The organism is Pseudomonas sp. GW821-FHT02A08, assembly GCF_059422045.1.
This window is the reverse complement of the sequence record NZ_JBWKWD010000019.1, coordinates 55054-68132: the sequence shown is the minus strand read 5'-3', so window position 1 is coordinate 68132 and position 13079 is coordinate 55054. Positions and strand designations below refer to the sequence as shown.

15 protein-coding genes are annotated in these 13079 nt (G+C 60.3%); 3 read left to right on the top strand and 12 right to left on the bottom strand.

What is annotated here, in order from left to right:
• Positions 1 to 3: 3 nt before the first annotated feature.
• The gene (cysD, locus tag AC07W4_RS15245) at positions 4 to 921 is read right to left on the bottom strand and encodes a sulfate adenylyltransferase subunit CysD (protein WP_008046199.1); all 918 of its coding nucleotides are present in this window, start codon (positions 919 to 921) and stop codon (positions 4 to 6) included.
• 253 nt (positions 922 to 1174) lie between these two features.
• Positions 1175 to 1933 (bottom strand): Nif3-like dinuclear metal center hexameric protein, encoded by a 759-nt coding sequence (locus AC07W4_RS15240; RefSeq protein ID WP_008046198.1) that lies wholly within the window; start codon positions 1931 to 1933, stop codon positions 1175 to 1177.
• 103 nt (positions 1934 to 2036) lie between these two features.
• Here AC07W4_RS15240 and algW point away from each other — a divergent pair, with 103 nt between their 5' ends.
• Positions 2037 to 3197, top strand: coding sequence for a Do family serine endopeptidase AlgW (gene algW, locus AC07W4_RS15235; RefSeq protein WP_495032967.1), 1161 nt, complete (start codon positions 2037 to 2039; stop codon positions 3195 to 3197).
• 138 nt (positions 3198 to 3335) lie between these two features.
• Here the strand turns inward: algW and hisC are convergent, their stop codons facing one another.
• The 10 genes from hisC to AC07W4_RS15185 form a co-directional block, all read right to left on the bottom strand.
• Positions 3336 to 4388, bottom strand: coding sequence for a histidinol-phosphate transaminase (hisC, locus tag AC07W4_RS15230; protein WP_495032966.1), 1053 nt, complete (start codon positions 4386 to 4388; stop codon positions 3336 to 3338).
• Between the two features lie 2 nt (positions 4389 to 4390).
• Entirely contained in the window at positions 4391 to 5728 is a 1338-nt protein-coding gene (gene hisD, locus AC07W4_RS15225; protein ID WP_495032965.1) for a histidinol dehydrogenase, read from the bottom strand.
• 126 nt (positions 5729 to 5854) lie between these two features.
• Positions 5855 to 6490 (bottom strand): ATP phosphoribosyltransferase, encoded by a 636-nt coding sequence (gene hisG / locus AC07W4_RS15220; protein WP_008018703.1) that lies wholly within the window; start codon positions 6488 to 6490, stop codon positions 5855 to 5857.
• A gap of 128 nt (positions 6491 to 6618) precedes the next feature.
• Positions 6619 to 7884 (bottom strand): UDP-N-acetylglucosamine 1-carboxyvinyltransferase, encoded by a 1266-nt coding sequence (gene murA / locus AC07W4_RS15215; RefSeq protein WP_008046183.1) that lies wholly within the window; start codon positions 7882 to 7884, stop codon positions 6619 to 6621.
• A 22-nt stretch (positions 7885 to 7906) separates the two neighbouring features.
• Positions 7907 to 8146 (bottom strand): BolA family protein, encoded by a 240-nt coding sequence (locus AC07W4_RS15210; RefSeq protein WP_008046181.1) that lies wholly within the window; start codon positions 8144 to 8146, stop codon positions 7907 to 7909.
• 114 nt (positions 8147 to 8260) lie between these two features.
• Positions 8261 to 8566, bottom strand: coding sequence for an STAS domain-containing protein (locus AC07W4_RS15205; protein WP_008046178.1), 306 nt, complete (start codon positions 8564 to 8566; stop codon positions 8261 to 8263).
• Positions 8563 to 9216 (bottom strand): MlaC/ttg2D family ABC transporter substrate-binding protein, encoded by a 654-nt coding sequence (locus tag AC07W4_RS15200; protein ID WP_008046171.1) that lies wholly within the window; start codon positions 9214 to 9216, stop codon positions 8563 to 8565. The genes AC07W4_RS15205 and AC07W4_RS15200 overlap by 4 nt, the downstream gene beginning before the upstream one ends.
• Positions 9217 to 9227: 11 nt before the next feature.
• Positions 9228 to 9695, bottom strand: coding sequence for an outer membrane lipid asymmetry maintenance protein MlaD (mlaD, locus tag AC07W4_RS15195; RefSeq protein WP_007970271.1), 468 nt, complete (start codon positions 9693 to 9695; stop codon positions 9228 to 9230).
• On the bottom strand, positions 9695 to 10492 hold the full coding sequence (gene mlaE / locus AC07W4_RS15190; RefSeq protein WP_495032964.1) for a lipid asymmetry maintenance ABC transporter permease subunit MlaE: 798 nt from the start codon (positions 10490 to 10492) through the stop codon (positions 9695 to 9697). Before mlaE ends, mlaD begins: the two co-directional genes overlap by 1 nt.
• A complete protein-coding gene (locus AC07W4_RS15185; protein ID WP_008046162.1) occupies positions 10492 to 11301 on the bottom strand; it encodes an ATP-binding cassette domain-containing protein in 810 nt (269 codons plus the stop codon). Before AC07W4_RS15185 ends, mlaE begins: the two co-directional genes overlap by 1 nt.
• A gap of 275 nt (positions 11302 to 11576) precedes the next feature.
• Between AC07W4_RS15185 and AC07W4_RS15180 the strand changes: the two genes are divergently transcribed.
• Both AC07W4_RS15180 and AC07W4_RS15175 read left to right on the top strand, forming a co-directional pair.
• Entirely contained in the window at positions 11577 to 12551 is a 975-nt protein-coding gene (locus AC07W4_RS15180) for a KpsF/GutQ family sugar-phosphate isomerase (protein WP_495032963.1), read from the top strand.
• Positions 12551 to 13075 (top strand): KdsC family phosphatase, encoded by a 525-nt coding sequence (locus AC07W4_RS15175; RefSeq protein WP_008046159.1) that lies wholly within the window; start codon positions 12551 to 12553, stop codon positions 13073 to 13075. Before AC07W4_RS15180 ends, AC07W4_RS15175 begins: the two co-directional genes overlap by 1 nt.
• The last annotated feature ends 4 nt before the right edge of the window (positions 13076 to 13079 follow it).

The window sequence follows — 13079 nt, the reverse complement described above, 5'->3', positions numbered from 1 at the left end:
CCCTTAGAAATAACCCTGACGTTTTTTGTCTTCCATCGAGCCTGCGCCATCGTGGTCGATGACACGGCCCTGGCGCTCGGAAGTTCGCGTCAGGAGCATTTCCTGAATGATGTCCGTCAGGCTTTCGGCCTCGGACTCCACCGCGCCCGTCAACGGGTAGCAACCAAGGGTACGGAAACGCACTTTCTTTTTGACGATGCGCGCTTTGTCTTCATCGCTCAGGTGCTCGAGGATACGCTCGTCGTCGATCATGATCAGCGTGCCGTTCTTCTCGATGACTTCGCGTTCAGCGGCGAAGTACAGCGGAACGATCGGGATGCCTTCAAGGTAGATGTACTGCCAGATGTCCAGTTCGGTCCAGTTCGACAGCGGGAAGACGCGGATCGATTCGCCCTTGTTGACCTTGCCGTTGTAGACGTTCCACAGCTCGGGACGCTGGTTCTTCGGGTCCCAGCGGTGCTTGCTGTCGCGGAACGAGTACACGCGCTCTTTGGCGCGGGACTTCTCTTCATCGCGACGGGCGCCGCCGAATGCTGCGTCGAAACCATACTTGTCGAGTGCCTGCTTGAGGCCCTCGGTCTTCATGATGTCGGTGTGCTTGGCGCTGCCGTGGGTGAACGGGTTGATGTCCTGCGCCACGCCGTCCGGGTTGACGTGGGTGATCAGGTCGAGACCCAGCTCGGCGACCATCTTGTCGCGGAAGCTGTACATCTCCTTGAATTTCCAGCGAGTGTCGACGTGCATCACCGGAAACGGCAGCTTGCCCGGGAAGAACGCCTTGCGTGCCAGATGCAGCATCACGGCGGAGTCTTTACCGATGGAGTACAGCATCACCGGGTTGTCGAACTCGGCGGCCACCTCGCGGATGATGTGGATGCTTTCCGCCTCCAGCTGTTTCAGATGCGTCAGTTTGTCGACCATGGCTACTCACGAAAACTTTCTTATGAACGGCCAGCGGGCCGTGTTCGAGCGGGGATCCTAGCACAGCGACAACTTCTAATCAGGACGCAAACTAGATCGAAAGAGCATATGAATATGCCTGCCCGTTTGGGCACAGCAGAACCCTGTGGGAGCGGGCTTGCTCGCGAAGGCGGCGTATCACTCAACGTGAATGCTGACTGATTCACCGCATTCGCGAGCAAGCCCGCTCCCACATTTGGATCAATGGCGTACCTCAGATCGGATTGGGACAATCGATGAAGATGTGCTCCAGCGCAAACCGACGGGCCAGATAATCCCCCAGCGCCTGAACGCCGTAGCGCTCGGTGGCATGGTGACCGGCGGCGATGAAGCTGATGTCGTTTTCCCGGGCGCTGTGGAAGGTTTGCTCGGAAGCCTCGCCGCTGAGGTACAGATCGACGCCCGCCAGAATGGCCTGATCGATGTAACCCTGGCCACCACCGGTGCACCAGCCGACGCGACGGATCATGGCGCTGCCTTCGATCAACAGCGGCTCACGGCCCATCACTTCCTGGACGCGGCGGGCGAAATCCCGGGGCATCATCGGCTCATTCAGCGAGCCGACCAGGCCGACAATCTTCAGGTTGTCCGGGTCCAGCGGACCTTCGACGGTGATGTCGAGCTGACGCGCGAGCTGCACGTTATTGCCGACGTCCGGGTGCAGGTCCAGCGGCAGGTGATAGGACAACAGGCTGATATCGTGCTTGAGCAGGGTCTTCAGGCGGCGCTGTTTCATGCCGGTGATGCACGGGTTCTCGCCCTTCCAGAAGTAGCCATGATGCACCAGCACCAGGTCGGCATTGGCCTCCACGGCCGCATCGAGCAAGGCCTGGCTGGCAGTGACGCCACTGACAATGCGCATCACTTGCGGCCGCCCCTCGACCTGCAAGCCGTTGGGGCAGTAATCGGCGATTTTGGCGCTGTTGAGGTAGCGGTCGGCTTCTTCGACCAGGGTGCTCAGGGCGACGGCCATAAAAGACTCCTAAATATCCCGTTCAGAGGCGCGTGCGGCCTCGTATAATGCGCGTCATTATGAGCGGTCTCATACCGCCTGCAACTCTCTCAGGAACTGCTTAATGCTCAAGGCGCTGCGTTTTTCCGGCTGGCCGCTGTTGGCCGGCGTGCTTGTCGCTCTTTTGATAATCCAGCGTTACCCGCAGTGGGTCGGGCTCCCGAGCCTCGATGTCAATCTGCAACAAGCGCCGCAAACCACCAGCATGCAGCAGGGCCCGGTGTCTTATGCCGAAGCGGTATCCACCGCGGCACCGTCGGTGGTGAACCTGTACACCACCAAAGTCATCAACAAACCCAACCATCCGTTGTTCGAAGATCCGCAGTTCCGTCGTTTCTTCGGCGATAACTCGCCCAAGCAGAAACGCATGGAGTCGAGCCTCGGTTCCGGCGTGATCATGAGCCCGGAAGGCTACATCCTGACCAACAACCACGTGACCAGCGGCGCCGACCAGATCGTGGTGGCACTCAAGGACGGCCGGGAAACCCTGGCGCGGGTGATCGGCAGCGATCCGGAGACTGATCTCGCAGTTCTGAAGATCGACCTGAAAAACCTGCCGGCGATCACCGTGGGGCGTTCCGACAACATCCGCATCGGCGACGTCGCGCTGGCCATCGGCAACCCGTTCGGCGTCGGCCAGACCGTGACCATGGGCATCATCAGCGCCACCGGGCGCAACCAACTGGGCCTGAACAACTACGAAGACTTCATCCAGACCGATGCGGCGATCAACCCCGGCAACTCGGGCGGTGCGCTGGTGGATGCCATCGGCAACCTGACCGGCATCAACACGGCGATCTTTTCCAAGTCCGGGGGCTCCCAGGGCATTGGTTTCGCAATCCCGGTGAAGTTGGCGATGGAAGTGATGAAGTCGATCATCGAGCACGGCCAGGTGATTCGTGGCTGGCTGGGTATCGAAGTGCAGCCGCTGACCCAGGAACTGGCTGAGTCGTTCGGCTTGTCCGGACGTCCAGGCATTGTCGTGGCGGGGATTTTCCGCGATGGCCCGGCACAGAAAGCCGGCCTGCAACTGGGTGATGTGATTCTTTCCATCGATGGCGAACCGGCCGGAGATGGCCGTCGCTCGATGAATCAAGTGGCGCGGATCAAGCCGACCGACAAGGTCGCGATCGAGGTAATGCGCAACGGCAAGGAGCTCAAGCTGATGGCGGAAGTCGGCCTGCGACCACCGCCGGCACCGGCCCAAGAGAAAGAAGAAGAGTAAGCGGGCAACCCAAAAACCTGTGGGAGCGGCGGTGCGGCGATCCGACTTGCTCGCGAAAGCGGCGTGTCAGTTAACTTCTGCGTCGACTGACACGCCGCTTTCGCGAGCAAGCCCGCTCCCACAAGGGTTGGCGGTGAGTTAAAGATCGCCCAGACCGTCGATCAGCGCCTGATTCTGCTCTGGCGTGCCGATGGATATCCGCAGGAACTGGGCAATCCGTTCCTGCTTGAAGTGCCGGACAATCACGCCCTGTTCGCGCAATTTAGCCGCGATACCTGCCGCATCGTGCCGGGGGTGACGGGCGAAAATAAAATTCGCCGCCGATGGCAGCACTTCAAAGCCCTTCCCTTCCAGCTGCGCAATCACCCACTCACGGTGCTCGATGACCAAACGGCAGGTCTTGTCGAAGTACTCGCGATCTTCGAATGCGGCGGCGGCACCGACATTCGCCATGCGATCCAGCGGATAGGAGTTGAAGCTGTTCTTGATCCGCTCCAGCGCCTCGATCAGGTCCGGATGACCGACCGCCAGACCCACCCGTAGCCCGGCCAGGGAACGGGACTTGGACAGGGTCTGGGTCACCAGCAGGTTCGGATAGCGGTCCACCAGGGTGATTGCCGTCTCGCCGCCGAAGTCGATGTAGGCCTCGTCGACCACCACCACCGAATCCGGGCTGGCCTTGAGAATCTGCTCCACCGCCTCCAGCGCCAACAGGCAGCCGGTCGGTGCGTTCGGGTTGGGAAAAATGATCCCGCCGTTCGGCCTGGCGTAGTCCGCCGGGTTGATCCGGAACTGCTCGTCCAGCGGCACCGCGTCGAACTTGATGCCGTACAGCCCGCAGTAGACCGGGTAGAAGCTGTAGCTGATGTCCGGGAACAGCAGCGGCTGATCGTGCTGCAGCAAACCGTGGAAGATGTGCGCCAGCACTTCATCGGAACCGTTGCCGAGGAACACCTGGTTGCTCTGCACGCCATAGTATTTGGCGACCGCGTTCTTCAGCAGATCGCTATTGGGGTCCGGGTACAGGCGCAGGTTGTCATTGAGTTCGGATTGCATCGCAGCCAAGGCTTTCGGCGATGGACCGTACGGGTTTTCGTTGGTGTTGAGTTTCACCAGTTTCGCCAGTTTCGGCTGTTCGCCCGGCACGTAAGGCACCAGATTCTTGACGAACGGGCTCCAGAATTTACTCATGTTCAGTTTCCCTGCCCTTGTGGAGAGTCTTCATCAACGATGCGGTATTCGGCGCTACGGGCGTGGGCGGTCAGCGACTCGCCACGGGCCAGCACGGAAGCGGTCTTGCCCAACTCGGAAGCGCCCTGCTCGGAGCAGAAAATGATCGACGAGCGTTTCTGGAAGTCGTACACGCCCAGCGGCGAAGAGAAGCGCGCAGTGCCGGAGGTCGGCAACACGTGGTTGGGACCTGCGCAGTAGTCGCCCAGGGCTTCGGACGTGTGACGACCCATGAAGATCGCGCCGGCGTGGCGGATCTGCGGCAGCCAGGCCTGTGGATCGGCAACGGACAATTCGAGGTGCTCGGGCGCGATGCGGTTGGCCACTTCGATGGCTTGCTCCATGTCGCGAACCTTGATCAATGCACCACGGCCATTGATCGAGGTTTCGATGATCGCGGCGCGCTCCATGGTCGGCATCAGCTTGGCGATGCTGGCGGCGACCTTGTCGAGGAACCCGGCGTCGGGACTGACCAGAATCGCCTGGGCGTCTTCGTCGTGCTCGGCCTGGGAGAACAGGTCCATGGCGATCCAGTCCGGATCGGTCTGGCCGTCGCACACTACGAGGATTTCCGAAGGACCGGCGATCATGTCGATACCGACCTGGCCAAACACGTGGCGCTTGGCGGTGGCGACATAGATGTTGCCCGGGCCGACCACTTTATCGACCTTCGGCACGCTTTCGGTGCCGTAAGCCAATGCGGCAACGGCTTGAGCGCCACCGATGGTGAACACCCGGTCGACGCCGGCGATGCAGGCAGCGGCCAGCACCAGTTCGTTGATTTCACCGCGCGGGGTTGGCACCACCATGACCACTTCGGTGACACCGGCGACCTTGGCCGGAATCGCGTTCATCAACACCGACGACGGGTACGACGCCTTGCCGCCCGGTACATACAGACCGGCGCGGTCCAGCGGCGTGACTTTCTGGCCCAGTACGGTGCCGTCAGCCTCGGTGTAGCTCCAGGAGTCCTGCTTCTGTTTTTCGTGGTAGCTGCGCACACGGGCCGCGGCGACTTCCAGGGCTTCGCGCTGAGGCACGGAGATGCGGGTCAGCGCCAGTTCCAGACGCTCGCGCGGCAGGATCAGGTCGGCCATTGACTTCACGTCCAGGCCATCGAACTGGCGGGTAAAGTCCACCAGGGCTGCGTCGCCACGCTCACGCACGGCCTTGATGATGTCCAGCACCCGCTGATTGACCGAGTCGTCAGACACACTTTCCCAGCTCAGCAGATGATCCAGATGATGTGCGAAATCCGGGTCAGCAGCGTTGAGTCGGCGAATTGCAGTCGGTGCGGTCATAGCGAGAGCCTCATAGGAATGGCAAAAACTCAGGCGCCCTAACTTAGCAGTCGTTTCCGCTTGGGCACCTGAGAATTCTGGCTATGAGGCGGATAGACGGGCGCGACTTAACGTCGCGCGGGTGAATCAGCCGCGGTGTCGAGACTCCACTGCCTTGCGCAGGGTGTCGATCAACGCCTGGATACGGGCGTGCTGCATCTTCATCGAAGCTTTGTTGACGATCAGCCGGGAGCTGATGGCAGCAATGAAATCCTGTGGCTCCAGGCCGTTGGCCCGCAGCGTGTTACCGGTGTCGACCACGTCGATGATCTTGTCGGCAAGGCCGATCAGCGGTGCCAGTTCCATCGAGCCGTACAGCTTGATGATGTCGACCTGCCGACCCTGTTCAGCGTAATAACGCTTGGCAACGTTGACGAACTTGGTGGCGATGCGCAGACGGCCCTTGGGCTCGACCGCACCGACCTTGCCGGCCGTCATCAACTTGCACTGGGCAATTTGCAGGTCCAGAGGCTCGTACAGACCCTGGCCGCCATATTCCATCAGCACATCTTTACCGGCGACACCGAGGTCGGCGGCACCATGCTCGACGTAAGTCGGCACGTCGGTGGCACGCACGATCAGCAGGCGTACATCTTCCTGGGTCGTGGGAATGATCAGCTTGCGGCTCTTGTCCGGATTCTCGGTCGGCACGATGCCCGCTTCAGCCAGAAGCGGCAGGGTGTCGTCAAGGATGCGGCCCTTGGACAGTGCGATGGTCAACATGGGAAACGTCAGTCCTTATCAAGGTACTCATGCCCGGTCGCAAATGACGCCGGACACACATCGAGCCGGAAACCGGCTCGACTTTACAACAGTTCAGCGGGCACATCCTTGCGCCCATGCAGCAGAAACTAGCCCGGTACGCGGCGGATCTTGGCGCCGAGCATCTGCAGTTTCTCTTCAATGCACTCGTAACCACGGTCTATGTGGTAGATGCGATCGATCAGGGTATCGCCTTCGGCGATCAGCGCCGAGATCACAAGGCTGGCCGAAGCACGCAGGTCGGTGGCCATGACTGGCGCGCCCTTGAGCTTTTCGATCCCGGTAACGATCGCAGTGTTGCCTTCGACCTGGATGTGAGCGCCCATGCGGTGCAATTCGTAAACGTGCATGAAGCGGTTTTCGAAGATCGTCTCGATCACGGCACCAGTGCCTTCGGCAATGGCGTTGAGGGAGATGAACTGCGCCTGCATGTCGGTCGGAAACGCCGGGTACGGAGCGGTCCGCACGTTGACGGCTTTCGGACGCTTGCCGTGCATGTTCAGCTCGATCCAGTCTTCGCCGCAGGTGATTTCGGCACCGGACTCGCGGAGTTTTTCCAGAACGGCTTCGAGGATGGTCGGATCTGTATCCTTGACCTTCACACGACCGCCGGTCACCGCCGCCGCCACCAGGTAGGTGCCGGTTTCGATACGGTCTGGCATCACTTTATACGTGGTGGTGTGCAGACGCTCGACGCCATCGATGGTGATGGTATCGGTACCGGCGCCGGAAACCTTGGCGCCCATGGCGTTCAGGAAGTTCGCCAGGTCGACCACTTCCGGCTCGCGCGCGGCGTTGGCCAGCACGCTGCGGCCCTTGGCCAGAGCGGCAGCCATCATGATGTTTTCGGTACCGGTCACACTGACGGTATCGAAGAAGAAGTGTGCACCGCGCAGGCCGCCTTCAGGCGCCTTGGCCTTGATGTAGCCACCTTCGACGTCGATGACCGCGCCCATGGCTTCCAGGCCACGGATGTGCAGGTCAACCGGACGCGAACCAATGGCGCAACCGCCAGGCAAGGCAACTTCGGCTTCACCGAAACGGGCAACCATCGGGCCCAGTACCAGAATCGACGCACGCATGGTTTTAACCAGTTCGTACGGCGCGACCAGGGTCTTGATGGTGCGCGGGTCGATTTCGACGGCGAGCTTCTCGTCGATCACAGGCTCGATGCCCATGCGCCCGAACAGCTCGATCATCGTGGTGATGTCGTGCAGGTGCGGCAGGTTGGCCACAGTCACCGGGCCATCGCACAGCAAAGTGGCGGCAAGGATCGGCAGGGCAGAGTTCTTTGCCCCGGAGATGCGGATCTCGCCATCAAGACGAGCGCCACCGGTAATAATCAATTTATCCATAAGAATCTCGACGCCCTTGGGCTCAGGTGCGCTCGGCCCAGGCCGCGCTGCTGAAAAATTTCATAGTGACCGCATGGATGCTGCCATCGACGATCCACGGGTTCAAATGGGCATAGACCTGCTGTTGACGCTTGACCGGGCTCAATGCCGCCAGTTCATCGCTAATCACGTTCAGCTGGAAATTGCAGCCTTCGCCCTCGACTTCTACTTTCGTTCCGGGCAGCTTTCCTTCAAGAAAGCTCTTAACTTCGTTGGCCTGCATGCTCAACCTCAATCGGCGCCCTGTGCGCGCGGGTCGGACATCATACAAAAAAGCCCCGCGCCTGCGAACCCCGCCAAGCAGGACTCGGACGGGGGGCTTGTTCATAGATGCGGGTTAGGGATGCGCCAACAGCTCGGTCAGCTCGCTGACCTGAGCGATTTCACGCATGTCTTCCGGCATCCCGTGGATGCTCAGGGACTTGCCGGCCGCCTGCGCATCCCGGATAAAGCACAGCAGCAACGACAAACCGACGCTGCTGGACTTGGTCACCGCCGAGCAATCGACCACCAGCGCCGAAGCCTTGCTGGCCTTGATCAGCGCCTTGCCCTGCTCGCGCAGGCCAGGGCCGGTGCGGTAATCCAGCACGCCACTGAGTCGCAGCTCGCCCGCTTCGTCCATCTGGACTGCCGACTCACTCATTGGGCTGACTGCTCCGGTTTTTTGTCGGTGGCTTCCTTGGCCTTGGCGACTTCCCCGGCCCAACCGTTGATGGTCTTGTCCAGGTCGTTGCCATTGCGCTGCATCGCATCGGCGAACTGGTCGCGGAACAGCTTGCCGATGTTGATGCCGTTGATGATGACGTTACGCAGTTTCCACTCGCCGTTGATCTTTTCCAGCGTGTAGGACACTGGATAGATCGCGCCGCTGCTGCCCTTGACGGTCATGCCAACGCTGGTACGGTCGCCCGACTCGTCTTTTGCCGGTTCAACGGTGATGCCCTGGTTGTTGTACTCCAGCAAGGCATTGCCGTAGAACTGGAACAGACCCTTCTTGAAGTTTTCTTCGAAGGTCTTCATCTGCGCAGGCGTAGCTTTCTTCGAGTACTTGACCGTCATGATGCTCTTGGAAATACCCTCGGCATCCACAACCGGCCCGACGATGCTGTCCAGCGCCGTATAGAAATCCTGCGGGTCCTGCTTGTACTTCTCTTTGTTTGCAGCCAGGTCCGCGAGCATACGGTTGGTTGTGTCCTGCACCAGATCGTGCGCCGAAGGCGCCGCCACGGCATGAGACACCAACGGAAACACCGCGAGCATTACCAACAGGCCACGTCGCAAGGTAGAGATCATTTAACTGTTCCTCATTTAGCTTCTTTGCTAACGGTATTGAGCAGGAATTTACCGATCAGGTCTTCGAGCACCAGCGATGACTGCGTGTCATGGATGGTTCCACCATCCTTGAGCAGGGTGTCTTCCCCGCCCACGCTGATACCGATGTACTTCTCGCCCAACAGTCCTGCGGTCAGGATAGATGCAGTGGAGTCCGCCGGCAGATTATCGATGCGTTTTTCCAGCTGCATGGTCACCCGACCGGTAAAGCTGTCGCGATCCAGATCGATGGCCGTGACCTTGCCGATGGTCACACCGGCCATGGTCACCTTTGCTCTGACCGTCAAACCGGCGATATTGTCGAAGTAGGCGTAAAGTTTATACGTGTCGGTGCTCGGAGTCGGGGACAAGCCACTGACCCGCAACGCCAACAAGAGCAAAGCCAGGATGCCAGCCAGCAAGAAAAGGCCGACACCGATTTCCAGGGTGCGGTTTTGCATCAGAAATCTCCAAACATCAAGGCGGTCAGAATAAAGTCCAGGCCGAGCACTGCCAACGAGGCATACACAACGGTCTTGGTAGTGGCACGACTGATCCCCTCGGAAGTGGGTTCGCAGTCATAGCCTTGGAATACGGCGATCCAGGTCACGACAAAGGCAAAGACGATACTTTTGATGATCCCGTTGAGCACATCGTCGGAGAACGTCACGCTGTTCTGCATGTTCGACCAGTAGGAACCTTCATAGACTCCCAGCCAGTCGACAGCTACCCACGAGCCCCCCCAGATACCCACGACGCTGAAAATCATCGCCAGCACCGGCAGGGAAATGAAACCGGCCCACAAACGTGGCGCGATGATGTACTTGAGCGGGTCGACCCCGATCATTTCCAGGCTGGACAACTGCTCGGTGGACTTCATGTTGCCGATTTCGGCGGTCAACGCCGAACCTGCGCGCCCGGCGAACAGCAAGGCGGTCACCACCGGCCCCAGTTCACGCAGCAGTGTCAGCGCCACCATCTGCCCGACGGCCTGCTCTGAACCATAGCTGGAAAGAATGTTGAAGCCCTGCAGCGCCAGCACCATGCCGATGAACACCCCGGAGACCACGATGATCACCAGGGACATCACGCCCACCGAATGCAACTGCTTGACCAGCAGCCCAAAGCCGCCACCGATGCCGCCCCGTCCAAGCAAGGCATGGAACAGGAACAAGCTGGAACGCCCGAACACCGCCAACACATCGATGCCGGCCTGGCCGAAGCGGCGAACGCGCTCTATCAATGAAATTCTGCGCATCAGCGCTTCCCCAGAAGATCTGCGCGGTAATCCGTCGCTGGAAAGTGGTACGGGACCGGGCCATCGGGTTCACCGGTCATGAACTGGCGAATGCGCGGTTCATCCGAGTTCATCAATTCGCCCGGCGTACCTTGCCCCAACACCTGACCATCGCCCACCACATAAATGTAATCGGCAATGCTCGCGGTCTCGGCCAGGTCGTGGGACACCACGATGCTGGTGATACCCAGCGCATCGTTGAGCAAACGAATCAGGCGCACCAGAACGCCCATTGCGATGGGGTCCTGGCCGACAAACGGCTCGTCGTACATGAGGATCTGCGGGTCGAGCGCAATCGCCCGGGCCAGCGCAACACGGCGCTTCATGCCGCCGGAAAGCTCGTCGGGCATCAGTTCGATGGCACCGCGCAAGCCCACGGCCTGCAACTTGAGCAGGACGATGTCGCGGATCATTTCTTCCGGCAGTTGCGTGTGAACCCGCAGGGGAAAAGCGACGTTCTCGAAGACATCGAGGTCGGTAAACAGTGCGCCGCTCTGAAACAGCACGCCCATATGCTTGCGCGCATCGAACAGGTCGCTGCGCGACAGTTTCGGCAGGTTCTGGCCGTTGACCCAGACCTCGCCCTTGGTGGGCCGCAGCTGGGCGCCCATCAGACGCAAGAGTGTGGTCTTGCCACACCCGGAAGGCCCCATGATGCCGGTGACCTTGCCGCGCGGGATACGGATATCGACATTATTGAAAATGCTGCGCGCGCCGCGCTTGAAGGACAGTCCCTTCAGCTCGACCGCGTAGGCGTTATCGGCACTCATCTAAACTCCTTGCGATGCAGCCTCTCACTCGGACGCCTGACTTTCTCACGAAAGCACATACCTCCCGGGCAGGCCGAACTGGCGGCGAACTATATCACTGCAAAGGCTGTGCGCCCAAGGCCAAAGCCTGCACATGCTCAACTGCATGACTGGTTGAAAGCCCCGTTTAGAAGGTTTCCCGCAACAAGGATGACAATGCGCGACGAACTAGCGTGAGGGATTCGATCATAACCGCTATAATCGCCGCCTTTTCATCAGGCTATACGATTTCTGACATGAGCCAATCCAGCGACCTGATTCAATCAGCACAACGCACCATCCGCCTCGAGGTAGAAGCCGTGCAAGGCCTGCTACCCCATATCGACGCAGATTTCGTACGCGCTTGCGAGATGATTCTGGCCAGCAAAGGCCGCGTGGTCGTGGTCGGCATGGGCAAGTCGGGGCACATCGGCAACAAGATTGCCGCGACCCTGGCCAGCACCGGCACCACGGCGTTTTTTGTGCACCCGGCTGAAGCCAGCCACGGTGACATGGGCATGATTACCCGCGACGACATCATTCTGGCGCTCTCGAATTCCGGCTCCACCAATGAAATCGTGACCCTGCTGCCACTGATCAAGCGCCTGGGCATCCAGTTGATCAGCATGACCGGCAACCCTGACTCGCCGCTGGCCAAGGCCGCCGAGGTCAACCTGAATGTTCACGTCGAGCACGAAGCCTGCCCGTTGAACCTGGCCCCCACCTCGTCGACCACCGCCGCCCTGGTCATGGGCGACGCCCTGGCCGTCGCGCTGCTGGAAGCCCGTGGTTTTACCGCCGAAGACTTCGCCTTTTCCCATCCTGGCGGCGCCCTGGGCCGACGCCTGCTGCTGAAAGTGGAAAACGTCATGCACGCCGGGCAAGAGCTGCCGCAAGTACAGCGCGGCACCCTGCTGAAGGACGCGCTAATGGAAATGACCCGCAAAGGCCTGGGCATGACCGTGATCCTGGAAGCCGATGGAAAGCTGGCCGGGATCTTTACCGACGGTGACTTGCGTCGCACGCTGGACCGTAGCATCGACATCCATAGCGCTACAATCGACCAGGTCATGACTGCTCACGGCAAGACTGCCCGCGCCGAGATGCTCGCCGCCGAAGCGCTGAAAATCATGGAAGACCATAAAATCAGCGCGCTGGTCGTGGTCGATCGTGAAGACCGCCCGGTCGGCGCCTTGAACATGCACGACTTGCTGCGTGCAGGAGTAATGTAATGAGTGCGGACCTGCTGCAACGCGGCAAACAGATCAAGCTGGCGGTGTTCGATGTCGATGGCGTGCTGACCGACGGGCGCCTGTACTTCCTCGAAGACGGCAGCGAATTCAAGACGTTCAACACCCTCGATGGCCAGGGCATCAAGATGCTGATGGCCGCCGGCGTGCAGACCGCCATCATCAGCGGCCGCAAGACCCCGGTGGTCGAGCGTCGGGCCAAAAACCTCGGAATCCCGCACCTCTATCAAGGTCGCGAAGATAAACTGGTGGTACTCGACGAACTACTGGCCCAACTCAACCTGAGCTATGAACAGGTGGCCTACCTCGGCGACGACCTGCCAGACCTGCCGGTGATCCGTCGTGTAGGGCTGGGGATGGCGGTGGCCAATGCCGCCGGCTTCGTGCGTGAACACGCCCACGGCATCACCCTCGCCCGAGGCGGCGAAGGTGCTGCTCGCGAATTCTGCGAATTGATCCTGCGCGCCCAGGACCGCCTCGACGCGGCCAATGCGGCGTACCTGTGAGCCC

Coding starts and splice junctions, on each gene's coding strand:
- cysD (WP_008046199.1), bottom strand. CDS start 921: ATGGTCGACAAACTGACGCATCTGAAACAGCTGGAGGCGGAAAGCATC.
- AC07W4_RS15240 (WP_008046198.1), bottom strand. CDS start 1,933: ATGGCCGTCGCCCTGAGCACCCTGGTCGAAGAAGCCGACCGCTACCTC.
- algW (WP_495032967.1), top strand. CDS start 2,037: ATGCTCAAGGCGCTGCGTTTTTCCGGCTGGCCGCTGTTGGCCGGCGTG.
- hisC (WP_495032966.1), bottom strand. CDS start 4,388: ATGAGTAAATTCTGGAGCCCGTTCGTCAAGAATCTGGTGCCTTACGTG.
- hisD (WP_495032965.1), bottom strand. CDS start 5,728: ATGACCGCACCGACTGCAATTCGCCGACTCAACGCTGCTGACCCGGAT.
- hisG (WP_008018703.1), bottom strand. CDS start 6,490: ATGTTGACCATCGCACTGTCCAAGGGCCGCATCCTTGACGACACCCTG.
- murA (WP_008046183.1), bottom strand. CDS start 7,884: ATGGATAAATTGATTATTACCGGTGGCGCTCGTCTTGATGGCGAGATC.
- AC07W4_RS15210 (WP_008046181.1), bottom strand. CDS start 8,146: ATGCAGGCCAACGAAGTTAAGAGCTTTCTTGAAGGAAAGCTGCCCGGA.
- AC07W4_RS15205 (WP_008046178.1), bottom strand. CDS start 8,566: ATGAGTGAGTCGGCAGTCCAGATGGACGAAGCGGGCGAGCTGCGACTC.
- AC07W4_RS15200 (WP_008046171.1), bottom strand. CDS start 9,216: ATGATCTCTACCTTGCGACGTGGCCTGTTGGTAATGCTCGCGGTGTTT.
- mlaD (WP_007970271.1), bottom strand. CDS start 9,695: ATGCAAAACCGCACCCTGGAAATCGGTGTCGGCCTTTTCTTGCTGGCT.
- mlaE (WP_495032964.1), bottom strand. CDS start 10,492: ATGCGCAGAATTTCATTGATAGAGCGCGTTCGCCGCTTCGGCCAGGCC.
- AC07W4_RS15185 (WP_008046162.1), bottom strand. CDS start 11,301: ATGAGTGCCGATAACGCCTACGCGGTCGAGCTGAAGGGACTGTCCTTC.
- AC07W4_RS15180 (WP_495032963.1), top strand. CDS start 11,577: ATGAGCCAATCCAGCGACCTGATTCAATCAGCACAACGCACCATCCGC.
- AC07W4_RS15175 (WP_008046159.1), top strand. CDS start 12,551: ATGAGTGCGGACCTGCTGCAACGCGGCAAACAGATCAAGCTGGCGGTG.